The 21,557-nt window shown below is 42.6% G+C and carries 23 protein-coding genes; 10 read left to right on the top strand and 13 right to left on the bottom strand.

The genetic code is table 11. The features are described from left to right. Window positions 1-162: 162 nt before the first annotated feature. Window positions 163-867: a dipeptidase PepE gene (pepE, locus tag CHX27_RS12430; protein WP_094487097.1), complete on the bottom strand. Its 705-nt coding sequence runs from the start codon at window positions 865-867 to the stop codon at window positions 163-165. An 83-nt stretch (window positions 868-950) separates the two neighbouring features. Here pepE and CHX27_RS12425 point away from each other — a divergent pair, with 83 nt between their 5' ends. From CHX27_RS12425 to CHX27_RS12400, 6 genes are read left to right on the top strand one after another with little or no spacing between them, the layout of a single operon-like run. Then, window positions 951-1,637 carry a hypothetical protein gene (locus CHX27_RS12425; RefSeq protein ID WP_094487096.1) on the top strand — a complete coding sequence of 229 codons (687 nt, stop codon included), beginning with the start codon at window positions 951-953 and terminating at the stop codon, window positions 1,635-1,637. A gap of 30 nt (window positions 1,638-1,667) precedes the next feature. Continuing rightward, on the top strand, window positions 1,668-2,369 hold the full coding sequence (locus tag CHX27_RS12420) for a hypothetical protein (RefSeq protein WP_094487095.1): 702 nt from the start codon (window positions 1,668-1,670) through the stop codon (window positions 2,367-2,369). Window positions 2,370-2,419: 50 nt separating this feature from the next. Then, the gene (locus CHX27_RS12415) at window positions 2,420-2,926 is read left to right on the top strand and encodes a DUF6702 family protein (protein ID WP_094487094.1); all 507 of its coding nucleotides are present in this window, start codon (window positions 2,420-2,422) and stop codon (window positions 2,924-2,926) included. Further along, window positions 2,923-5,169 (top strand): M1 family metallopeptidase, encoded by a 2,247-nt coding sequence (locus CHX27_RS12410; RefSeq protein WP_094487093.1) that lies wholly within the window; start codon window positions 2,923-2,925, stop codon window positions 5,167-5,169. Before CHX27_RS12415 ends, CHX27_RS12410 begins: the two co-directional genes overlap by 4 nt. A 55-nt stretch (window positions 5,170-5,224) precedes the next feature. Then, window positions 5,225-5,590: a Sec-independent protein translocase subunit TatA/TatB gene (locus CHX27_RS12405; protein ID WP_094487092.1), complete on the top strand. Its 366-nt coding sequence runs from the start codon at window positions 5,225-5,227 to the stop codon at window positions 5,588-5,590. Next, entirely contained in the window at window positions 5,590-6,174 is a 585-nt protein-coding gene (locus tag CHX27_RS12400) for a phosphatase PAP2 family protein (RefSeq protein ID WP_094487091.1), read from the top strand. The genes CHX27_RS12405 and CHX27_RS12400 overlap by 1 nt, the downstream gene beginning before the upstream one ends. Here the strand turns inward: CHX27_RS12400 and CHX27_RS12395 are convergent. From CHX27_RS12395 to CHX27_RS12380, 4 genes are all read right to left on the bottom strand, one after another. Further along, entirely contained in the window at window positions 6,171-6,812 is a 642-nt protein-coding gene (locus tag CHX27_RS12395; RefSeq protein ID WP_094487090.1) for an O-methyltransferase, read from the bottom strand. The genes CHX27_RS12400 and CHX27_RS12395 overlap by 4 nt on opposite strands. 302 nt (window positions 6,813-7,114) lie before the next feature. Continuing rightward, window positions 7,115-7,522: a hypothetical protein gene (locus CHX27_RS12390; RefSeq protein WP_094487089.1), complete on the bottom strand. Its 408-nt coding sequence runs from the start codon at window positions 7,520-7,522 to the stop codon at window positions 7,115-7,117. Window positions 7,523-7,534: 12 nt separating this feature from the next. Beyond that, window positions 7,535-8,554 (bottom strand): phenylalanine--tRNA ligase subunit alpha, encoded by a 1,020-nt coding sequence (pheS, locus tag CHX27_RS12385; protein WP_094487088.1) that lies wholly within the window; start codon window positions 8,552-8,554, stop codon window positions 7,535-7,537. Window positions 8,555-8,608: 54 nt separating this feature from the next. After that, window positions 8,609-8,965 carry a hypothetical protein gene (locus CHX27_RS12380; RefSeq protein WP_094487087.1) on the bottom strand — a complete coding sequence of 119 codons (357 nt, stop codon included), beginning with the start codon at window positions 8,963-8,965 and terminating at the stop codon, window positions 8,609-8,611. Window positions 8,966-9,058: 93 nt separating this feature from the next. Here CHX27_RS12380 and CHX27_RS12375 point away from each other — a divergent pair, with 93 nt between their 5' ends. Next, window positions 9,059-9,553 (top strand): hypothetical protein, encoded by a 495-nt coding sequence (locus CHX27_RS12375; RefSeq protein WP_094487086.1) that lies wholly within the window; start codon window positions 9,059-9,061, stop codon window positions 9,551-9,553. On the opposite strand, the gene CHX27_RS12370 is transcribed toward CHX27_RS12375, so the two are convergent. The 8 genes from CHX27_RS12370 to CHX27_RS12335 all read right to left on the bottom strand — a co-directional run bounded on the left by CHX27_RS12370 (window position 9,537) and on the right by CHX27_RS12335 (window position 18,349). Then, entirely contained in the window at window positions 9,537-10,289 is a 753-nt protein-coding gene (locus CHX27_RS12370; protein WP_094487085.1) for a tetratricopeptide repeat protein, read from the bottom strand. The two genes, CHX27_RS12375 and CHX27_RS12370, sit on opposite strands and share 17 nt — an antisense overlap. A 1-nt stretch (window position 10,290) precedes the next feature. Further along, a complete protein-coding gene (locus CHX27_RS12365) occupies window positions 10,291-12,063 on the bottom strand; it encodes a BatD family protein (RefSeq protein ID WP_165764512.1) in 1,773 nt (590 codons plus the stop codon). A 12-nt stretch (window positions 12,064-12,075) separates the two neighbouring features. After that, window positions 12,076-12,807, bottom strand: a complete 732-nt coding sequence (locus CHX27_RS12360) for a tetratricopeptide repeat protein (RefSeq protein WP_094487083.1) — start codon at window positions 12,805-12,807, stop codon at window positions 12,076-12,078. 2 nt (window positions 12,808-12,809) lie between these two features. After that, window positions 12,810-13,841, bottom strand: coding sequence for a VWA domain-containing protein (locus CHX27_RS12355; protein ID WP_094487082.1), 1,032 nt, complete (start codon window positions 13,839-13,841; stop codon window positions 12,810-12,812). Window positions 13,842-13,843: 2 nt separating this feature from the next. Beyond that, window positions 13,844-14,845 carry a vWA domain-containing protein gene (locus CHX27_RS12350; RefSeq protein WP_094487081.1) on the bottom strand — a complete coding sequence of 334 codons (1,002 nt, stop codon included), beginning with the start codon at window positions 14,843-14,845 and terminating at the stop codon, window positions 13,844-13,846. After that, complete coding sequence (locus CHX27_RS12345) at window positions 14,832-16,385, bottom strand: BatD family protein (protein WP_243389000.1); 1,554 nt, start codon at window positions 16,383-16,385, stop codon at window positions 14,832-14,834. The genes CHX27_RS12350 and CHX27_RS12345 overlap by 14 nt, the downstream gene beginning before the upstream one ends. Before the next feature lie 71 nt (window positions 16,386-16,456). Beyond that, the gene (locus CHX27_RS12340; protein ID WP_094487079.1) at window positions 16,457-17,323 is read right to left on the bottom strand and encodes a DUF58 domain-containing protein; all 867 of its coding nucleotides are present in this window, start codon (window positions 17,321-17,323) and stop codon (window positions 16,457-16,459) included. 21 nt (window positions 17,324-17,344) lie between these two features. Then, window positions 17,345-18,349, bottom strand: a complete 1,005-nt coding sequence (locus CHX27_RS12335) for an AAA family ATPase (protein ID WP_094487078.1) — start codon at window positions 18,347-18,349, stop codon at window positions 17,345-17,347. Window positions 18,350-18,533: 184 nt separating this feature from the next. On the opposite strand from CHX27_RS12335, the gene CHX27_RS12330 reads away from it, so the two are divergent. Genes CHX27_RS12330 through CHX27_RS12320 form a run of 3 tightly spaced genes read left to right on the top strand, consistent with a single transcriptional unit; the run spans window position 18,534 to window position 21,294 of the window. Beyond that, the gene (locus CHX27_RS12330; RefSeq protein WP_094487077.1) at window positions 18,534-19,406 is read left to right on the top strand and encodes an aldo/keto reductase; all 873 of its coding nucleotides are present in this window, start codon (window positions 18,534-18,536) and stop codon (window positions 19,404-19,406) included. After that, window positions 19,403-20,158: an SDR family NAD(P)-dependent oxidoreductase gene (locus CHX27_RS12325; protein WP_094487076.1), complete on the top strand. Its 756-nt coding sequence runs from the start codon at window positions 19,403-19,405 to the stop codon at window positions 20,156-20,158. Before CHX27_RS12330 ends, CHX27_RS12325 begins: the two co-directional genes overlap by 4 nt. Beyond that, window positions 20,155-21,294 (top strand): ATP-binding protein, encoded by a 1,140-nt coding sequence (locus tag CHX27_RS12320; protein WP_094487075.1) that lies wholly within the window; start codon window positions 20,155-20,157, stop codon window positions 21,292-21,294. Before CHX27_RS12325 ends, CHX27_RS12320 begins: the two co-directional genes overlap by 4 nt. The last annotated feature ends 263 nt before the right edge of the window (window positions 21,295-21,557 follow it).

Genomic DNA, 21,557 nt, shown 5'->3' with positions numbered 1-21,557 from the left:
AATAACGACTTTTCCGCGTTAAGGACAGCAGCGGCATCCCCAAAAATTGCCATGGCCCTCAGTCGGGGATTTTTGGGATACAGCGGATGGCCTGACCCACGCTTTTTTGCAGGAGTGCCTTTAGGCCGACGTAAAAAAAGTGTGGGGAACGCCCAAAAAAAACTACATTTTAGTTAAATCGGTTTCCGGTTCGAGTTCAGTTGCGCTTTGTTGCGGTGTGAACCAACGTGCGGTTAGTGCTCCTTTTAAAATGATTTTTTCGTCGGAAACTTCGAGCCAACTTCCTTCGCGGAGTCCGAGTACGGGTGTTGTATTGAAGGCGTGGTATTCTTGAATGCGCGTTTCACGTGTTTCGCCCATGTGCTTTGATTGGGCATCGGCATCCAGAAAATGCGGATTCAAATTAAAAGGCAATACACCCAAGGTTTGGAAAGATGGCGGCATGACAATGGGCATGTCGTTGGTAGTTTGCATGGATTGTCCGCAAATATTGGATCCGGCCGAGCAACCTAGATACGGCGTTCCCGAATTTATCGCGTCCAAAAGCACAGGAAACAAGTTGCGTTCGTGCAATTCTTTAACCAAAACGAAAGTGTTTCCGCCGCCAGTGAAAATAGCTTGCGCATGGGTAAGCGCCGCAGCGGCATCATCAAAAGTATGTAAACCCACTACTTCTATATTCAATTTCGCGAAAGCGGTCGTAACTTTTTCGGTGTAAGCATCATGAGAGATTCCACTGGGTCGCGCAAACGGAATAAAAACAAGTTTTGTAACGCCTTGAAAATGAGATTTCAATGTGTCGGTTAGGTATTCTAAATAAGCGGTTCCGTGCAGTGTTGAGGTACTGGCGATGATGAGTTTGCGCATAAAAGAAGTTTTTGGCAAATTAACACAACTTTATAGTAACACGCTGAAAACGGAATCGGGATACTTTTAAATTTGATTTTTATATGAAGTTTCGTCCGATTTTCAGTTTTCTTTTTTTGTTAACCGCGTGTGCTCAGGCGCAAATGTTGAACGGTACCGTGAAGTCGGTTAACGGAACCTTGCCGCGTGTGATTGTTTTAAATTTGAGCACCGAACAAGAAACCCGAACCGATGAGCTGGGCCGATTTAGTATTGCTGCTTCGGAAGACGACTTGATTTTGTTTGAGAAAACAGGCTACGTGAAAGCGCGACATTTGGTTGAGAAAGCCGATTTTTCGGGGAATTTTAGTCTGCTCATGGAAGAAAAACCTGAAGAATTGGAGGAAGTAATCGTGTATACGCAGTCGTATGATTTGGTGAAGATGGGCATTTTACAGAAGCAGCCCAAGCGATTAACGGTTGCCGAACGACGGTTGTATACGGCACAATCGACAACCATAGACGGATTCATTAACGCCATTTCGGGTCGCACTAAAATGTTGAAACGCGCTCTAAAACATGAGCGGTATGAACGCAATTATGAGAAGTTGAGTCGCATGTTTGAAGAATCCTACTTTACGGAATCTTTAAAAATTCCGAAAGATGATGTAGCAAGATTTTTGTATTACGCCGCTGAAAATCAGAAATTCACGGTTGTGCTTTCGAGCGGTAATCGGTTTCAAATTATGTTCGCCTTGAGTGAATTAGCCACCGAATTTAAAAAGTTTTAGATGATACGCCTGTTGTTCTTTTGTCTTTGTATGAATACAGTAGTGGCGCAGCGCAGTATTTTAAAAGGTAGCGTTGCGATTTCGGGCTATACGACATCGGCGGTTTTTGTGCAAAACGCTACGACCGAGCAGGAAACCCAAATAGCAGAAAATGGCAGCTTTGAGATTCTGTGCCAAGCCGACGATTTGCTGTTGTTTTATGGCGATGGCATCGATTTTTTTCGCGTGTTGGTCGAGGAAAATCATTTCAAGTTAGGGATGCGCGTGAATTTAACGGCAAAAGCAATTCCGCTGGAAGAGGTTCAAATTGCGAATTACGACGGCATGTTGGCCGGTATCATTGGCTATACACCCAAGCGATATACTGTAGCCGAACGGCGTTTTAAACGTATAGCTAGTTTAGATCCTGTTATGGGTCTAGGCCCAGGGGTAGGCGGAGTTTCTTTTAGTTTAGATCCGATTATGAATAAACTCAACGGCGGAATTCGAAAGTACAAACGTGCGCTCGATGCGGAGCGGGCTGAAATTGCTCGACAGCGTGTATTCGATAAATTTGATGCCACAGAGTTAGCAAAAAGATTAAAAATTGATAAACAGCAAGTTGAAGATATGGTGCGTTTTGCCGCCGAGGAGCCTGAATTTCAAAAAATAGCGAAAGAAGCTACAGATTCGGCACTTTTGTTTCAGCTTTCTCGCTACTGGGTGATTTATCAAGAACATCTCAAAAAGTAAAGAACACTGAAAGGCATAAATTGCTGCCACAGAATCCGTATTTTTGGCCTATGAAAAAGTGCTTTGTATTGTTTTTACTGATGGCTACTGCGATGGCTTCCGCCGAAAGGCCTGTGCACAAATTCTACGTGTCGCTTTACAAAGTAATTCACAATGCTAAAGCCGCTCAATTTGAAATTACCGGTCGCATTTTCATAGATGATTTAAACGAAGCGTTAACCGTATTTACCAAACGCAAAACGTATTTAGGCGACAATAAACATACTCCAGCCGACGAATTGGCTTTGGAAAGTTACTTACAAAAGAAATTTACTTTTTCGATTAACGGAAAACAACAATCCTTAGAATATTTGAAATTTGAACGTGAAGACAACACCATTATCGTTTACCTTCGGGTGAAGTTTAAGGGGAAGATAAATCGTATTCAGCTTTCAAACCCATGTATTACAGAAGTTTACGACGAACAACAAAATATAATTCAGTTGGAGTGGAACGGTACCAAAAAGAGTGTCATTCTCACCAGCAGCGAACCTACATTTACCTATTCGAGTATATGAAATACTACTTAAGATTTTGCACTGCGGCGCTTTTAGTTAGCGCTTTTTCGATGGCACAAGAAACGCCACGTGTACCTGCGGCCGGACACACCGACACCAGTAAGTTTCGTCAGATGTACGATTTGTTAGCTACGCCAAACATGTATCGTACGGCTTCGGGAGCGCCAGGTCCGGCATATTATCAGCAAAAAGCCGATTATAAAATGTCGATAGAACTCGACGATAAAAACCAAAAAGTGTATGGCGAAGAAACCGTTACTTACACCAATAACGCAGGTGAATCTTTGGAATATTTGTGGATGCAACTCGATCAAAATCAGCAGGCGCGCAATTCGCAAACACCTTTAGCTGATTCGCAAAAAATGGAAACTTCGATGGCTGCTGCCGGATTTTCACGTCGGTTTATGGAAGAGAAATTCGACGGTGGTTTTCGAATCGAATACGTAACCGATACTAAAGGAAAAGCATTGCCTTACACGATTAATTACACCATGATGCGCATCGATTTGCCAAAACCTTTGAAAAAAGGCGAGTCGTTTAGCTTTAAGGTAAAGTGGTGGTATAATGTAAACAATTACCAACTCGATGGTGGAAGATCGGGTTACGAAGCTTTTCCCGACGGCAATAAACTTTATGTTTTAGCCCAGTTTTATCCGCGTATGGCAGTGTATAGCGATGTTGAAGGTTGGCAGAACATGCAATTTTGGGGTTCGGGCGAGTTTGCTTTGCCTTTCGGCGATTACGAAGTGTCTATTACCGTTCCGGCCGATCACATTATGGAAGCAACAGGCGATTTGCAGAATCGTTCGGAAGTGTTCACTGCCGAGCAACTCAAGCGCTATCAATTGGCTGAGAAAACATTTGACAAACCTGTAGTTGTGGTTACGCAAGAAGAGGCAGTAGCTGCTGAAAAAGGCTTCAGCAATCAAAAGAAAACATGGCGATTTAAAGCTACCAATGTCCGCGATTTTGGTATTTCAACTTCGCGAAAATTTATTTACGATGCCATGGCGGTGAAGTTACAGAACGGTACAGCAATGGCTATTTCATTGTATCCAAAAGAAGGAAATCCGCTTTGGGGCGAGTTTTCTACGCGAATCGTTGCACATACATTAAAGACCTATTCTAAATATACCTTCGATTATCCGTATCCAAAAGCGATTTCAATCAATGCCCAAGATCAGGGTATGGAATATCCGATGATTTGCTGGAATTTCGGACGTCCGGAAGCCGATGGTACGTATTCGGATCGCGTAAAGTACGGCATGCTTGGCGTAATTATTCACGAAGTTGGGCACAACTATTTTCCGATGATTGTGAATTCGGATGAGCGTCAGTGGACATGGATGGACGAAGGTTTGAACACCTTTTTGGAGTATTTAACAGAGATTGAGTGGGAAGCTACTTTTCCGGTTGATCGCGGCCCGGCTCGTTTGATTGCTCCGTACATGGGCGGCGCGCAAACTGGTTTGGAACCAATTATGACTAATTCGGAAAGCATCCGTCAATTCGGGAATAATGCTTACGGAAAACCAGCAGCAGCATTGAATATCTTGCGTGAAACCGTCATGGGACGCGAGTTGTTTGATCATGCCTTTAAAACATACGCCAACCGTTGGAAGTTTAAGCACCCAACACCTGAGGATTTTTTCCGTACGATGGAAGACGCCTCGGCAGTGGATTTAGATTGGTTTTGGCGCGGTTGGTTCTATACCACCGATTATGTGGATATTGGCGTGAAGCAAGTAACTCGTTATTTTGTAAGTAACGATGCACCAAAGAATTTTAAAGCACCACCGGTAGGTCGTCGCCGTCGATTGGCAAATTCGGGTCCGTTGGTATATATGTTGTCGGAAACTAGCGAAGATTTTAAAGCAGAACTCAACAAGCCGCTCAAAATCGAGGATGTGAAGAACTTAGATGAGTTTTTGAAGTCGAAGTTTAGCGAAGAGGAACGCGCGAAGTTGAAGATTCCGAAATATTTCTATGAAATTACTTTCGATAAGCCAGGCGGATTGGTAATGCCGTTGTTGGTAGAACTAACTTTTGAAGACGGTACTACGGAAATGCATCGTTTTCCGGCGCAAATCTGGCGTTTTAACGACGCTGAGGTAAGTCGGGTATTTGCAACAGAGAAGTTGTTGAAAAGCGTAAAAGTTGATCCAAAGTTGGAAACAGCCGATGTGGATACCAGCAACAACTCTTGGCCAAAATCGACCGACGCAGGTGTTTTTGGGAAATAATTAAAGCGGAGTTTCAAGGAACGTGCGTAAATTTGTAATCTAAAAGAATCTAGCTATGTTTGGAATAGGCGGTGGTGAAATGATTTTTATCGTTCTGGTAGCCATCATGTTATTTGGTTCTAAGAACATTCCTGAAGTAGCGCGGCAACTCGGAAAAGGTATGGCGCAGCTCAAAAACGCTACCAACGAGCTTAAGTACGAGATTACCAAAAACGCCGACGAGCACGGAATTAACAAGCAATCGTTAACCGGCGGATTGAGCGAGGAGTTGGATAAGTTGAAAAAAGGCTTCGATCCGACCGAAATTACGCAGGTTCTCGAGAATCCGGATACGCCCTTAATTAGCGATGTGAACCGGGAAATTGATGCAGCTAAGGCTGGAATTCAAGAACTAGAAGGAACCGTAAAACGGCAGCGCTAATGTTGGAATATCTTTCGGAGCTCGATCACACCGTTTTTTTATTTTTGAATAATCTGGGTTCAGAACGTTGGGACGGTTTTTGGTTGTTAATCACAAAACAATTGTATTGGACGCCGTTTTTTCTCTTTTTATTTTATCTTTTGGTAAAGAATTACGGTTGGAAACACCTTTTGGTTCTGATACTTATTATCGCGTTAATGCTCGTATTTACCGACCAAACCACCAATTTGGTTAAAAATACATTCATGCGTTTACGTCCGTGTAACGATCCGACTCTTGAAGGATTCATGCGTGAAGTCAAAAGCAGTAAATCTTTTTCATTTTTCAGCGGACACGCATCTAATTCCATGGCATCGGCAGTATTTATTTTTGCGCTGCTGCGGAAACATTACCGCTATGCTTTCTTACTATTTCTTTGGCCGTTAATTTTTGCGTACAGCCGTATTTATTTGGGTTTGCATTTTCCGGGCGACATTCTATGCGGGTATCTTTTCGGTATTTTGTCGGGTACGTTGGCCTTGGCGCTACATCGATCTGTTTGTGCGCGTTACGGCAGTAAATTCTTGAAATCAGCGGTAATTTAAAGCACGCGCGTGAGTGTGAGTCCGTCGCGGATGGGCAACAAAACCGTTTCCACACGCGGATCGGTATTAACTTTTTTGTTGTATTCGAGCAGTACTTCTGTGCTTACATCGCCCGCCACCAATGGTTCTACGACTTTTCCGCTCCACAGTACGTTGTCCGACAAAATAATGCCGCCGCGGTTCATCATCGGTACAATCAAATCAAAGTAGTTGATGTAATTTTCTTTGTCGGCGTCGATAAACACCAAATCGAAACCCGGCTCTAAGGTCGGAATGATGTGAATGGCTTCGCCGAGGTGTTGCGTGATTTGTTGGCCATACGGCGAAAGATCGAAAAACTTGCGCTGAAACGGCTGCAATTCCTCTTTGATGTCAATAGTATGTACCTCGCCGTTGTTTTGCAAACCTTCGCAGAGCGCTAAAGTGGCGTAACCTGTGTAGGTGCCAATTTCGAGGATGCGTGTAGGTCGTACTAGTTTAGAAATCATCGATAAAACCCGACCTTGAAAATGCCCGCTAAGCATGCGCGGAATGAGCACTTTTTGGTAGGTTTCTTTAGCCAGTTGTTTGAGCAATGGAGGTTCGGCTTGCGAATGTGCGGCGATGTACTCTTCTAAATCTTCCGAAAGAAAATGCATGGAGAAATTTTTTTGCAAAGGTATTTAGTTGTGTGCGATTTTGTATTTAAGTTTCGCGCCTTTTCACAACGAATTATGTTTGAACTCGGATCGTTTATTACGTTGTTCCGCGTTAGGGATTACCTTCGGTCAGTTCAGCTAAAGCCTCGGGTATAGCGGAAAGCTTTTTTGTGGTAGCGTTTAAGCCACAAAAACCCAGATAGCTATCGCGGGGAAAGAACGCCCAACCGCGATTGTTTTGCGCGCGTAGCATCACGAAGTGTGGAAAACAGGAGCGGGAACGCCCAAAAAAATACCTATAATTAGTTTACGATTACGCCAGGTTTGAATAAAATCGGAACTTCTTCGGTGTGATTTACGTGTACGCTGTTGGCTTTGAAAGTGAATTTTTTGTCGTACAGCGTGTTACCTATAAAGTACGTAAGCATAAACTCGTTGTTGAGTTGGATGAGGCTGTTTTCTAAAAGTTCGACTTTTATAGCGCTAACTGCGGGAACTTGCATAAAAGCGTGGCGCAGCAGCGAAGTTTTTTTCATTTCGCCATCGATTGTTCCGAAGGCTTTTGAGACGACCATCACGCTGTCGATGTCGAAATCACTGTCGTTAATCAAATAAATGTACCAAACATCGGCCATAAAATCGTCGCTCCATTCCTGCACAGCAGCGAAGAATACGTTTTTTACTTCCGGAATTTGATAATCTTTTAGCATCGTTTCTACGATTTAAATGGCGCTGCTGAATTGGTTTAAGAAACGAACGTCGTTTTCGTAAAACATGCGAATGTCGCCAATTTGATACAGCAGCATGGCAATGCGCTCGATGCCCATTCCGAAGGCAAAACCGGTAAATTCGTCTGGATTGATGTTGCAGTTTTTCAAAACGTTGGGATCAACCATACCGCAGCCCATAATTTCGAGCCAACCGGTTCCTTTGGTAATTCGGTAATCGGTTTCGGTTTTTAGTCCCCAGTAGATATCAACTTCGGCACTTGGTTCCGTGAACGGGAAGTAAGAAGGTCGCAAACGAATTTTCGACTTACCGAACATTTCTTTGGTGAAGTAGAGTACGGTTTGCTTCAAATCGGCAAAGGAAACATCTTTATCGATGTACAAACCTTCGACTTGGTGGAAGATACAGTGCGATCGCGATGAAATGGCTTCGTTACGGAACACGCGTCCGGGTGAAATGGTACGGATCGGCGGCTTGTTTGCTTCCATGTAGCGTACTTGCACACTTGAGGTGTGGGTGCGCAGCAAGATATCCGGATTGGTTTGTATGAAGAAGGTATCTTGCATATCGCGTGCCGGATGGTATTCGGGCAAGTTCAAAGCCGTGAAATTGTGCCAATCGTCTTCGATTTCGGGTCCGTCGGAAACATTAAACCCGATGGATGCGAATACGTCTAAAATCTGATTTTTCACGATCGAGATCGGATGTCTTGCCCCTAAAGTAAAAGCTTCGCCTGGACGCGTAAGGTCGTTTAGCGTTGGCGCCGAAAGTGTAGCTGCTTCAAGCGTTGCCGTGATTTGTGCTACTTTTTCTTCAGCAGCATTTTTCAACTGATTAATCAATTGGCCAAAAGCCTTTTTTTCTTCGTTTGGAACGGCTTTAAAGGCGGCAAATAAATCTTTCAAAATACCTTTTGAGCCAATAAACTTGATTCGAAATTGTTCGAGTTCGTTTTTGTCGGTAGTTTGAAACGCTTCTACTTCTTTGATGTAGGCATGTATCTGATCGATCATAGCAAATTTTGAAAGTGCAAATTTAGGGTTTAATTCCTTTTTGCTTGAAAAACATTATTGAATATACTTAGTTTCGAGGAAATAATTTACCACGGCATCGGTCATTAACAACCGTTGTTCGCCTGCTTTTAGTGGCGGAAGAGGTTCGAGAATGCGGTAATGTGGCCAACCTTCGGCATCTACATAGTCGAGTTCGTAATAACCGTACGGCTGTAACAATCGGCAGATAGCGATGTGCATTAAATTGAGTTTCTCGTCTTTTTCGAACTTGCGGTGTATTTGTCCCAGTTCTTGAACGCCAATGAGGTAAATTATGGCGTCGAGATCGAGCTCTTCTCCGTCGGCAAATTGGTCCGAGAGTTTTTTCACCACTGCTTCCCATCGTTCTTTTAATTGTTGATCTCTCGACATTTTTCTGCTGCTTTGATTCGTATAATTTCGACAAAATTAATTAGAAAGTTAGCTTTACTTTCATTTAAATTCGAATGAAATTTTAACTGCCCCATGTACATCGAACTTGCTGTGTATTGTTTGTTCATCGTTGTGATGCTGCGTGGCTTGTACTTAGCGGGTTACACCTCGTGTATGCTGCTTGCCTGGCGTTTTTTTGTGGTGTATGCGGCTTTACAAATTCAGCCGTCGTTGGCGCAGTTAATCGGACTTTTATTCGAATTGCCGCGTCAAATTTGTCAAAATTGCGCTTTTATAGGTGCTTACATTCTCTTGGAGGCGTATCAACGTTCGCAGATAATCGATTTAGCATCTACCTACCGTTTTCAAAATTTGGGCATCATCAACAACTTTATTGGCGTTGGTGCGTACACCATGCAGTTTATGTTGATTTTTGGAATTTTGATGTGCTATTTCGAACGCGCATTCGAAATGCAGTATTATCCCGAATTTTTTTGGTTTTATGAAAATCCGATCATCCAGCAATCTATGCGTTTGGCGTGTTTTGTATTTCCCCGATTTGACTTTGAAGCTAACGCTGCCTTTTGATTTCTTTAACTTCTGAAGCTAGTACCCAACCTTCGTTGCCGTTTTGCAATTGAATGTGGAACCAACGATCGAGTGTTTCGAGTATGCGCACTTTGGTTCCAGCGTGTATCGAAAACGCGTCGGCCGATTGCGCTTTAGGTTCCGATTTTACCGGTAAATTCTCTGCAAAAACTACAGCTTCTCTTTTGCTGTTACTGCTTGTAAAGCTTAGCTGTGCGAATCCGCCCGCGACAATTCCGAGAAGAAATGCAAAACTCGCAAAGATAAAGCTGAGTTTTCGTACTAAGCGTCGTGAACCAAAGTAATAAAAACCAATTCCTACACAGGCCAAAAGCATAAATGCCACAGCAATTTTTGCCCAACTGTTGTGGTTAAATCCCGGAAAAGTATCGGCAAGCAGAACTGCAAAACCCGCTTCTCCAACTTCCTTGATATCGTCGATACGCAGTTGCTCGGCAAATGTTAGGTTGTTTTTTATGTCTTCATCACCGGGTCTCAATAAAAGTGCCATTTCGTAGTTGTACACAGCCGGTGCTACTTTGCCTAATTTGTAATAGGTATTTCCTAAGTTAAAGTAAACCTCAGCAGAGAATTTTCCGCTCGCCAGAATTTCTTCATATGCTTTTGCCGCTTCGCTATACTTTTCAGAACGGTAAAAGGTATTGGCTTTGTCAAAAAGCGGCTGCGCACTTAAAAACTGGCAGCAAAGCAGGCTATAAAAAAGAAACTTTTTCATCTTACTTAATTTGCTTTTCGAGTTGGTTTAATAAGTCGACCGCCGTTTCGTAATCGGCATTTATAACCGATTCTGAGGTCGGCGCATAACGTGCAAATTCGCAGCTTTCGATAAGTCGAATTAGCGCCGAAGTCGTTTCGTTAGTAGCGTGTTTGTTTTGCAGAAGTTCGGCAATTTTCATCTTACTCATTTCCGAAGTTTCAATTTGCAATTTGGCTTTCAGGAAGTTATGAAGCGCGCGTTCTAAGGAGATATAGAATCGTTCCTTGTCGTTCATCGCGGTTTTAGCTTCCGATAAAAAGCGCTTGGCAAGTTTGTTTGAATTTTTTGTTTTGTTTCCAACTACATCGGCCGCTACTGCTTTGTTGCGTCTGCGGATGAGCAGTAATAGCGGCAATGCTAAAAGTGGTGAAATCATTAGCGAGTAGAATCCGGTGGAGCCGAAGAAGTCGCCTTCAGTTTTGTTCACCAATTTGGTTTTCAGTTTAATGAATTTAAACTGCGCCGTTTTGGTAAGTGCTTGTTTTTGAACCTCGTTTCCGTTTGAAGCTGTTGCAGAAGCATTTGCGGGTCCGTCGAGAACTTTAATGGTAAAAGGTGCACTGCTTATTGTTTTGTATTTGCCAACACTCGGATCGAAGTAACTAAACGTCAGCGGTTTGATGGGGTAATCGCCTTTAAATTGTGGAATTATCGTGTAGGTATCTGAGATGCTTCCCGTCATTCCCGACAAGGGTGTACTCACATTTTCGCTGTGAACTGGATCGTACATTTCGAGCGAACTCGGTACTGTAGGTTTTGGAAGTGTGAACAGTTTTAGGTTGCCCGTTCCGCTAACGCTTACCGTTAAGTCGAGACTTTCGCCGTTGTTCAGTGTAGTTTTCGACGGTTTGGCGTTAAATGAAAAACGGCCCACGGCTCCATTGAAATTTTCTGGTTTTCCAGCTTCAGGGAGTGGTTTCACATTTATCGTTCTTGCGCCAGCCGAAACCCGTTTGGAATCGTCGATGAGGAGTACTTGTCCGAAGAAATTTCGTCGGTTAGAAGGTAGTTGTACATCGATATCTAACGACAAAGGTTCAATCATTAATTTGCCCGATTTCTGCGGATACAGTACAGTTTTGCGAAGCACAACATAACGCATTTTCTCGCCGTTGTAGGTTCCGTCTTCTGCGCGAAGTTCTTTGATGTCGATGTTTTGCGACCAAAAATCGTTGTATTTGGGTTTGTCAAGTTCGCGCCACGATTTTACACCGATGTCGTAACTGATGTACAGCTTGTAAACTACCGTAATTGGCTCGTTTATGTACGGATTGTTTTTAGAAACTTCGGCAACCAAATGTATGGCATCGTTCACGCTTACTTGAGGTGCGTAGTTTGGATCTTTCGGGAGTTCGACGGCTGCAGTAACAGTAATCCTTACGGGTGAAGTTTTGTAAATCTGTCCGCGTATTTCTATGGATGCTTGTTTAATTGTGAGCGTTCCTCTCGATTTTGGAATGAGAAAATACGAATAGGTTTTGCTAAATGACGAGCGTCCGTTGATCCACGACTGACTTACCTGTTGGCTCGGTCCGGCAACAACTTTAAATCCGCAGGCGTCGAAGTTTGGCGGTTCGAAATTATCGCCATCGTCGTTCATGGTAAAATCAATTCTGAGCCTTTCGTTAATGCCCAAAGTGGTTTTACTCACTTTTGCTTCAAACTGTACTTGTGCAGTAGCGGTTTGCAGCAGCAAGAAGAAGATTGCAGAAATGTATGTTACGAGTTTCATATTCATGCGGTTCTACCAGTCTTTTTCCGATTGAACGGGTTTTCCTTTTACTTTGTTTTTGTTTACTTTATCTTGAATTTTCTTTTCTTCGTTATTTACCGCATCGAGTAAATTCTGCATGCGATCTTTGGATATTCCAGCTTTTCCAGGATTTTGTTTTCCAGGATTTTTGTTATCGTTCTTTTTTGGATCATTACCTGGCTGATCTTGCTTTTGATCTTTGTTTTTGTCGTCTTTCTTGTTCTGATCCTGTTTATTTTTCTCTTTGTTCTTCTCTTTTTTATCCTTGTTTTTGTCTTTATCGTTGTTCTTTGGCGGGTTCTTTTTCAAGAGTTCTTTTGCCAAAGCGTAATTATAGCGCGTTTTTTCGTCGGTTGGGTCGTTAATTAACGCATTTTTATAAGCTTCGACTGCTTTTGCGTAATCTTTCATATTCATAAATACATTTCCCAAGTTGTGAAGCGCCTTGTGTTTCTCGGTTCTGGTTTTTGCATTCTCAACCGAACGAAAGTAGGCAAAGCCAGCTTCGGCAGGCTGTTTCATTCGATAAATAGCATTTCCTAAGTTGTAGCTTCCCCGAACGCCTTCTCCTTTTGAAGTAGCTATTCGATACGCTGTTTCCGCTTCGTTGTAGTTTTTATTTTCAAATTCGTCGTTGCCGCGCGCAATTTGGCTTTTAGCCGATTGGGAAAATCCACAGTAGCCAAAAAGTACAAACGCTATGAGGTACAAATGTTTTTTCATGACTATTCGTTAAACAGATTTAACTTCTTTAACCACGCTGTAGTTCGTTCTAACATAAAAAAGTCAATAAACAAAAGCAGCAATGCCAAACCGATGAACCACTGGAATTGCGAGTTAAAATCGGTGTATTCTTTCGATTCCAAATCGCTTTTTTCGATGTTATCGAGAGCCGCTTTTACAGCTTCAAGGGTTGCTTTAGTTTCGTTTCCGTTAACATAAGCACCGTTTGTTGCGTCGGCAATTTCTTTTAAAGACGCCTCGTTTCTTTTGGTAGTTACTACTTCTCCGGCATTATCGCGTTGGAAGCTTTTGGTGATACCGTTTTCTTTGAGAGGAATGGGACCGCCTTGCTCCGTCCCGACTCCAATGGTAAGAATTTTGAGACCAATTTTATTCGCTTCTTCGGCAGCATCTGAAGCTCCTTCGGAATGATCTTCGCCGTCTGAAATCAAAATCAGAAGTTTATTTACTTTCGAATCTTCTTCAAAATAGCCGGCAGAAATCCGAATCGCATCATCGAGCGAAGTTCCTTGTGAGGAAACCATCGTCGGATTTGCACTTTGCAAGAACATACGCGCTACACCAAAATCGGAAGTGATGGGCAGAACCGGAAATGCACTTCCAGCGTAAGCAACCAAACCCACGCGATCGCCGCCGAGTTGATTCATGATTTGCGAAATGATTTGCTTCGATTTTTCCAATCGATTGGGCGCAACATCTTCGCACAGCATACTTTTTGAAACGTCGAGGGCAAAAACAATGTCAATTCCTTGGCGTTTCGCAGTTTCGGTTTTTGTTCCCACTTTCGGATTCACCAAAGCAATAATCACGGCACTCAGTCCCAATAAAAACAATCCTGCTTTCAACCACGTTTTTGCGGTAGATCGTTCTTGAATTAGTTTTTGAAGGGCACTTTCTTGAGCAAATTTCTTCCGCGCCAGCTTCACGCGAAGGCGTCCGAACAAGAACAACGCCACAAAAAACCCAACGATGGCGAGCAAGTAGAAATAGCTTGTATTTTCAAATTCGAACATAACTAAACAAGGTTTCTAAAATACGTTTGACGAACTAAAAATTCAAAACACAACAATCCGAAAGCCAACCAAACAAAAGGTCGGTACTTTTCGTCGTAATCGTAAAATTTCAATTCCTCGATTTCGGTCGTTTCTAGCTTGTTGATTTCTTTGTAAATCTGACTTAACCGTTGGTTTGAAGTGGCTCTAAAGTACTTTCCTCCGGTTTTCGCAGCGATATTTTTCATGAGTTGCTCGTCGATTTCCACTTTCATCATGCGGAATAAAAACGAACCATCAGGTGCAATGGCGTACGGAAATTCGGCCATTCCATTAGTTCCAATACCAATCGTGTACACTTTAATACCAAATTCTTTTGCAATTTCGGCAGCCGTTTCCGGTTCTATAAATCCGGCATTATTTACACCATCGGTCAGCAAAATAATAATTCTACTTTTTGCTTTACTATCTTTTAATCGGTTAATGGCAGTGGTGAGTCCCATACCAATTCCCGTTCCATCTTGCAAGATGCGGTCGTATTTCACACCGTCGAGTGCTTGTAAAATAACCGATTTATCGCTGGTTACCGGTGTTTTTGTGTACGCTTCCGCAGAATAAACTACGATTCCTATACGGTCGTTAGGTCGTTCCGATACGAATTGAGCGGCAACGCGTTTGAGCGCGTTCATACGGTTGGGTTTCAAATCTTTTGCCAACATCGAACCCGAAACGTCCATAGCCATAACAATGTCGATTCCTTTGGTGGTTTTGGTCTGGCTGGAAACATCTACAGATCGTGGTCGAGCCAGTGCCACAATTAAGCTCGCAAACGCTAATAACCGTCCGTAATATAAGATCTGATCCAGAATTACAGGAAATCGCTGCGCTTTAGCAAAAGCTTTAGTGCTGCTTAGCTGCATTTTTGGCGTTCGCTTGTTTCGGAAAAAATATTGAAACGCAGCAAGGCCAGGCAGCAAGAGGAGCAGCCATAAAAATTCAGGATTTAAAAAACTAGTTCCCTGCATTGTTGTTGAGTTGTCTGAGTTCGATACTATTAATTACGCGTTCTGCGATTTTCTTTCCGTAGCTATCGCCTTCCGGATGTGCCAACAATATTTTCTGAATTCCTCCTTCTTGATTAAAGATGAATAGCTCGTAATAATACTTTGTGCTCTTGTTGGTCAGGGTGTTGATTTGCGAGAACGTTCCAATGCCGCGCAAGCCCGATATACCGTTGGGTGTAGTGAATTCGCCCTGATCTCCAATGATGTTTCGTGCATTATTGCGCTCTAGGCGCTGCAAGGTTTCTTCGAGTATTTTATCCAACGGAATTTGTGTGGTATCTTTTGAGGTTAGTGTTGAAATACTAATCGAAAAAGCGTCGGAGAAGTCGCCTGAAGAAAAGCTCTGCATGTTCGCGATTTGTGCCGGCTGCGCTGCGTTCAAAAGCGTTTTTTTCTCGCGTTTAAGAACCGTTGGTGTTTCAATAGTAATTCCCGGATATCCGTATTCGCTCTTAATCCATTCGCCTTCAAGCAAGATTTTTCCTCGGTTAAACAGTAGCGTATCTTTAACTTCCGTATAACCCGAAATTGCAATCCAAGTTCCTAAACAAAGAGCAATTGCGCCAATAGAAGCGGCCACAAGCATTCGAACCTGACGTTTTCTGCGCTTTTTAGCTGCGCGTGATTCCTGTAGTTCTTCCACTGGCGATTCTTCTTCCAAAATCTCTTCCGGAATCGCTTGGTGTAAGGTCACGATCGTTTTTTCAATGCGCTGCTTGTCGGCTTCGATTTCAAATTCTAAGGGTTTCGATTTCGCAAATTTCACCAAATCCGCTTGCATCAAAACTTGTTTTAAATCTTCTAACGTATCAGCCGATAGCTTGTATTTTTTTTGTTTGGCTACGTTCTTCAAAGCTACAATTAGCTCTGCGGTAGTGCTTTCTAAAGCCGGAATTTTGATTTCTTCTTCAATATACGTTCGAGCAATATCGGTAAGTTCAGAATAATACGCCTTTACCTCACCCTTTTGCCATAGCTGCTTGCTTTCGAGCGATTTTAGAAGATTCGTTGCTTTATCTATCGGTGTTTTATAAACAACGACTTTCTCTAAGCTTGCAGCCGCTTTCTTTTGTTTCGCATACCAAATTGCTATCGCGAGTAGAATAACGACAACAAGTAACAACCAAAGTAACGACCAGTCGGTGCTGCCTTCCGGACCCACAACGGTTTTAATGTCGAACATTTTTTGCTTCAGCGTGTCCACTTTTACAACAGCCACTTCAATCGGAATGGCATCGGTAAAGTACACTTCGCCATTAATTTTTACAGGAAGTTTCGGAATAACGTATTTACCTTGGTCGAATTGTGTAAGTCCGTAGCGCTTAATCAGTTCGAATTTTGCGCCATTTTCTATGGTATCGACTTTATAATTTCGAATGACCTCTAGATTTCCGAATCGAGGAGCTACCGGAAATTTAACGATATCAGCTGTATCAACGGTAGTTCGCACAGTTACTCGGAACTCGGCACCAATTTTTTTGGCTGTAGAATCTACAGACATTTGCACCGTTGTTTGCTGTCCGAAAACCGGTATCGAGGCAAGAATCAGAAAAAGTATTCGTAGGCTGCGCATCAGTTTTTGGATTTAAAAAAGGCGAGTAATTTGGTTACATAACTTTCGTCGACACGTGTATTTACAACACCTGCGCCGCATTTGCTGAACGTTTCTTTAAAGAAAGTTGCTTGTTGCACAAACGTTTGCTTGTAGGCGTCGCGAACCGATTTTCGGTTGCTATCCACATAAACGTATTGTTGTGCCTCGGCATCGAAAACCGGAATCAAACCTACAGCAGGAAGCGTTTGCTCGCGCTCGTCGTACACACGAATACCCGTGATGTCGTGCTTGCGTGCTGCTATCTTGAGTGTCGAATCGTACGGATCAGACATAAAATCGGAAATCACGAAAACAATAGCGCGCTTTTTCTGAGTAGCCGATAAAAAACGCAGCGCTTCGGCCAAATTTGTAGCGGTTTGCTTTGGCTGAAATTCGATGAGTTCGCGGATAATACGCAATACGTGCGACTTTCCTTTCTTCGGTGGAATATACAATTCAACTTGCGAAGTGAACAAAATCAAACCAATTTTATCATTGTTGTTTGTAGCAGCAAAGGCTAAAGTAGCGGCTATCTCGGTGATGATTTCGTTTTTAAATTGCGCCGTTGAACCGAAATTCGATGAGGCACTGATGTCAACAAGTAACATCATTGTGAGTTCGCGTTCTTCTTCAAAAACCTTCACAAAAGGTTCGTTGTAGCGCGCCGTTACGTTCCAATCGATGTTTCGGATGTCGTCGCCAAAGTTGTATTGACGAACTTCACTAAACGTCATACCACGTCCCTTAAACGACGTGTGATATTCTCCCGAGAAAATATGATCACTCAGGCGCTTAGTTTTGATTTCAATCTTGCGGACTTTCTTTAATAGTTCTTTTGTGTCCATGTGGTGTGGCTTCAGAACAGATTAAGGAACTTCAACTTCATTGATGATTTTATTGATGATATCGACCGACGTTACGTTTTCAGCTTCAGCTTCGTAAGTCACACCAATTCTATGACGCAATACGTCGTACACAACGGCACGAACATCTTCTGGAATTACATAACCACGGCGTTTAATGAATGCATAACACTTTGCCGCGGTCGCCAAGTTGATACTTCCACGCGGCGATGCGCCAAAAGAAATCAATGGTTTGATGCTTTCTAACTTGTATTTCTCTGGATAACGCGTCGCGAAAATTAAATCGAGGATGTATTTTTCGATTTTTTCGTCCATGTACACTTCGCGAACCGCCGCTTGAGCACGGATTATTTGTTCGGTGCTGATTACTGCGTTCACTTTTTCGAATCCGCCCGATAAATTCTGACGAATAACTAAGCGCTCTTCTTCGATTTTCGGATAATCGATTACCGTTTTAAGCATGAAACGGTCGACTTGTGCTTCCGGTAACGGATACGTTCCTTCTTGCTCAATCGGGTTTTGTGTAGCTAGAACCAAAAACGGCTGGTCGAGTTTAAATGTGGTATCGCCGATGGTTACTTGCTTTTCTTGCATCGCTTCTAATAAAGCCGATTGCACTTTGGCAGGCGCTCGGTTAATCTCGTCGGCAAGTACGAAGTTAGCGAAAATAGGTCCTTTTTTTATCGAGAATTCGTTGGCTTTGATGTTGTAAATCATCGTTCCGATAACGTCGGCTGGAAGTAAATCGGGCGTAAATTGAATCCGGCTAAAACTCGCTTGAATGGCTTGGCTCAGTGTGTTTATCGCCAAAGTTTTTGCCAATCCAGGTACGCCTTCTAACAAGATATGACCTTTTCCGAGTAATCCGATGAGCAAGCGCTCTACCATGGTTTTTTGCCCAACGATAACTTTGTTCATTTCCATCGACAACAAGTCGATAAATGCACTTTCGCGTTCAATTTTCTCATTAATTGCGCGGATATCTACCGATGTTCTTTGGTCTTCCATCTCTTGTGTTATTAATTCAGTTTGTTTTATGTTAAAATCTGGTCACAAATTGAATTTTTTTTTGGGATGATGATTGTTAAAGGATGGTTAAATTCCAACAGCACACTTAAACCTTAAGTGTCATTTGTGATTTCCTTTTTATATTTTTAAGACTTTTGGGAAACTATTGAAAAATCTAGGGAAAATGATAGAAAAATCGCCCAATAAAATAATTGCCGGCGTGATGACCTGGGGTGTTTGGGGCAAAGACTTCCAAGTAAACGATATGGCCGAGCGCATTCGTACCTTCCACGAAAGTGGAATAACCGATTTCGATCATGCCGATATCTACGGCGGTTACACTACTGAAGCTACTTTTGGCGCCGCTTTACGCGAAAGTGGAATCGATCGTTCGAAAATTCAATTGATTACAAAATGCGGTATTCAGTACGTAAGCGAAGCACGTCCGGTGAAAATTAAACATTACGACTACAGTTTTGAACACATTACCGCTTCCGCAGAACAATCGCTTGCAAATTTAAAAACCGATTATCTAGACGTTTTTTTACTCCATCGGCCAAGTCCGCTTCTGGAACCCGAAGAAGTGGCCGCAGCGGTAACCCAATTATTGGAAGCGGGAAAAATCCGTTCGTTTGGAGTGTCGAATTTTACCAATGATCAAACAGCCTTGCTTTTAAAGTATCTTCCGGTTCAGTTCAATCAAATTCAGTTTTCGGCGACCCAACACGAAGCCGCAACTTCAGGTGCACTCGATTTTATGCTCCTTCACCAAATAAAACCAATGGCGTGGAATCCGCTCGGAAGTTATTTTAAAACCGATTCGGAAATTGCTAAACGCCTAAAACCCGTTGTTGAAGAACTCGCTCAAAAATATGATGTCGGAACCGATACCATTTTACTAAATTGGATTTTAAAACATCCGGCGCAAGTGGCTCCCGTAGTGGGAACTACCGATGTAAACCGACTCAAAAGCCAACTGAAAGCACTTACTTTTTCGATGAGTACCATCGAATGGTTTGAAATTTATACCGCAGCATTAGGACATAAAGTACCATGAAAAAAAAAGCTCTTATTACCGGCGCAACCGGAGGTATCGGATCGGCTATTGCACGAAAATGTGCTGAAGCGAATTACCAATTGATACTCTGCGGGCGCAATAGCGAAAAGCTCGAACTACTTAAAAGCGAACTTGAAAATCAAACCGCCGTGTACACCGCGCTATTCGACGTGAGTTCGCGGGAAGAAGTAGCCCGTTTTGTAAATTCTCTACCAAACGAGTTTTCGCAAATTGATTTGTTAGTAAACAATGCTGGAAACGCACACGGCCTCGATTTATCCCAAGACGCCGCCCTTTCCGATTGGGAACTCATGATCGATACGAACATCAAAGGCGTGATGTTTCTCACCAAAGCTATTTTGCCTAAAATGTTAGAAGTGGGCAGCGGACACATCATAAACATTGGTTCGACGGCCGCAAAAGAAGTGTATCCGCGCGGAAACATGTACTGTGCAACGAAATCGGCAGTCGATACGCTAACCAATGGCTTGCGCATCGATTTAAACGGAACGGGAATTCGCGTAAGTGCCATACATCCGGCTATGGTACAAACCGATTTCTCTAAAGTTCGTTTCAAAGGCGATGAAGCACGAGCAGCAAAAGTTTACGAAGGTTTTCAGCCATTAAAACCAGAAGACATTGCCAATATTGTGCATTTTATCTCAGCAATGCCGCCTCACGTAAATATTTCAGATTTAGTAGTTTATCCAACCGATCAGGCTTCGGCAACTTTGGTAAATAGAAAACTATGATAAACAAGCGGTTGCTCATAAAAAATCTGCTCGCACACAACGACGAGTCGAGTTTTTACGATAAAAAGCGACAGCTAAACTTGCACACGCGTGAAGGAAAAGCAAAATTTCTGAAACACATTTGTGCGCTTTCAAATTCAAACCCAGCCAATCACTCGTATATCGTGGTAGGCGTGGAAGACAAAGACAACGAAATTGTTGGCGACGATTTCTTCGACGACAGTCGGATTCAAAACTTAGTGAATGCTTTTTTGGAACATGCGCCTAAAATTCAATACGATAACGTGCCGTTTCCGCATCTGCCGAAAGGCAAAGTAGTTGGATTGGTGACGATCAGTCCGAAAAATAAAGCGTCGTTTTTTAAAAAAGGCATCCATACTATTTTGCCCAAAAGCTGTTTTGTGCGTATCGGTTCGAACAGCGTACCGGTTGAAATGCCCGTTTCTCGGAATTTTACAAATGTAGCCACGGTGGTAAGCATCGAGAACAACAGTCGAAACAGCATTCAAGATACGCTCGATAGTGTCATGGATTTTATGTACGTAAAACACCGCGACATGCCCGCGCATTACAAGGTTTTTAAAGAACTCTTTGTGATTTGCTGGGCAGGAATTCCCAAAAAAGTAAAAGACAAAACCTACCTCTCGCGCGTAGATATCGAACTGATTAACGAACAGGTAAAATTATTCTATTCGGCTCAAGATGAGGTGCTTATTGAATTCAACGAGTCGAGTTTTACGATAACCGAATTTATTGCACTCGGACTCAACGACAAAACCAGTTACTATCCGCTCGAACGGCAAACTATACGTTTTTTCGATAACGGTTATTACAAACTCGACACCGAAATGTTGTTCGAACCGCCCGAATACAACCGAAAAGTTTTACACCATATTTATAATGCAACGCTTGCCACTTTGCATCGAGCTGTGCAAAAACCCGAGACAGTTCGCGAATCCGAATTAGAATCGGTGCCGCAAACTCTTATGATTGCGTATTTAAACGGTTTCGAAGACGCAAAACAAAAACTCATCGACGCGAAATCGATTTTTAAAAGCCTATCAAACCCAAATGCTTTTCAGAATTTTAAACACGCGCTGCGCATTCTTCGGAAAATGAAGTACAACGCTGTTTAAATGAATAGCATAATAAAATAATTCGTGGAACTTATTCTTACGTTCGCTAGAATATTCCCTTCCGGCGATTTAACGAAAATTTTGGTGTCGAACTCACGTTATTAAAATTAATAGTTCATTTTTACAAATGAGTGAAGTAAATTTGATACGGCAAGGATAATTATGTGATCGATCGAAGCCGCCAATACAAAACTTAAAAGCTGTCTGGTTAACCAACGAATGTGCAGCGGAACAGTTTCAAAAATAGCAAGACACGATTAACG

Source organism: Flavobacterium aurantiibacter (assembly GCF_002251775.1).
GTDB lineage: Bacteria > Bacteroidota > Bacteroidia > Flavobacteriales > Flavobacteriaceae > Flavobacterium > Flavobacterium aurantiibacter.
This window is presented reverse-complemented; position numbering and strand designations above follow the sequence as displayed.

Coding starts and splice junctions, on each gene's coding strand:
- pepE (WP_094487097.1), bottom strand. CDS start 867: ATGCGCAAACTCATCATCGCCAGTACCTCAACACTGCACGGAACCGCT.
- CHX27_RS12425 (WP_094487096.1), top strand. CDS start 951: ATGAAGTTTCGTCCGATTTTCAGTTTTCTTTTTTTGTTAACCGCGTGT.
- CHX27_RS12420 (WP_094487095.1), top strand. CDS start 1,668: ATGAATACAGTAGTGGCGCAGCGCAGTATTTTAAAAGGTAGCGTTGCG.
- CHX27_RS12415 (WP_094487094.1), top strand. CDS start 2,420: ATGAAAAAGTGCTTTGTATTGTTTTTACTGATGGCTACTGCGATGGCT.
- CHX27_RS12410 (WP_094487093.1), top strand. CDS start 2,923: ATGAAATACTACTTAAGATTTTGCACTGCGGCGCTTTTAGTTAGCGCT.
- CHX27_RS12405 (WP_094487092.1), top strand. CDS start 5,225: ATGTTTGGAATAGGCGGTGGTGAAATGATTTTTATCGTTCTGGTAGCC.
- CHX27_RS12400 (WP_094487091.1), top strand. CDS start 5,590: ATGTTGGAATATCTTTCGGAGCTCGATCACACCGTTTTTTTATTTTTG.
- CHX27_RS12395 (WP_094487090.1), bottom strand. CDS start 6,812: ATGCATTTTCTTTCGGAAGATTTAGAAGAGTACATCGCCGCACATTCG.
- CHX27_RS12390 (WP_094487089.1), bottom strand. CDS start 7,522: ATGCTAAAAGATTATCAAATTCCGGAAGTAAAAAACGTATTCTTCGCT.
- pheS (WP_094487088.1), bottom strand. CDS start 8,554: ATGATCGATCAGATACATGCCTACATCAAAGAAGTAGAAGCGTTTCAA.
- CHX27_RS12380 (WP_094487087.1), bottom strand. CDS start 8,965: ATGTCGAGAGATCAACAATTAAAAGAACGATGGGAAGCAGTGGTGAAA.
- CHX27_RS12375 (WP_094487086.1), top strand. CDS start 9,059: ATGTACATCGAACTTGCTGTGTATTGTTTGTTCATCGTTGTGATGCTG.
- CHX27_RS12370 (WP_094487085.1), bottom strand. CDS start 10,289: ATGAAAAAGTTTCTTTTTTATAGCCTGCTTTGCTGCCAGTTTTTAAGT.
- CHX27_RS12365 (WP_165764512.1), bottom strand. CDS start 12,063: ATGAAACTCGTAACATACATTTCTGCAATCTTCTTCTTGCTGCTGCAA.
- CHX27_RS12360 (WP_094487083.1), bottom strand. CDS start 12,807: ATGAAAAAACATTTGTACCTCATAGCGTTTGTACTTTTTGGCTACTGT.
- CHX27_RS12355 (WP_094487082.1), bottom strand. CDS start 13,841: ATGTTCGAATTTGAAAATACAAGCTATTTCTACTTGCTCGCCATCGTT.
- CHX27_RS12350 (WP_094487081.1), bottom strand. CDS start 14,845: ATGCAGGGAACTAGTTTTTTAAATCCTGAATTTTTATGGCTGCTCCTC.
- CHX27_RS12345 (WP_243389000.1), bottom strand. CDS start 16,385: ATGTCTGTAGATTCTACAGCCAAAAAAATTGGTGCCGAGTTCCGAGTA.
- CHX27_RS12340 (WP_094487079.1), bottom strand. CDS start 17,323: ATGGACACAAAAGAACTATTAAAGAAAGTCCGCAAGATTGAAATCAAA.
- CHX27_RS12335 (WP_094487078.1), bottom strand. CDS start 18,349: ATGGAAGACCAAAGAACATCGGTAGATATCCGCGCAATTAATGAGAAA.
- CHX27_RS12330 (WP_094487077.1), top strand. CDS start 18,534: ATGATAGAAAAATCGCCCAATAAAATAATTGCCGGCGTGATGACCTGG.
- CHX27_RS12325 (WP_094487076.1), top strand. CDS start 19,403: ATGAAAAAAAAAGCTCTTATTACCGGCGCAACCGGAGGTATCGGATCG.
- CHX27_RS12320 (WP_094487075.1), top strand. CDS start 20,155: ATGATAAACAAGCGGTTGCTCATAAAAAATCTGCTCGCACACAACGAC.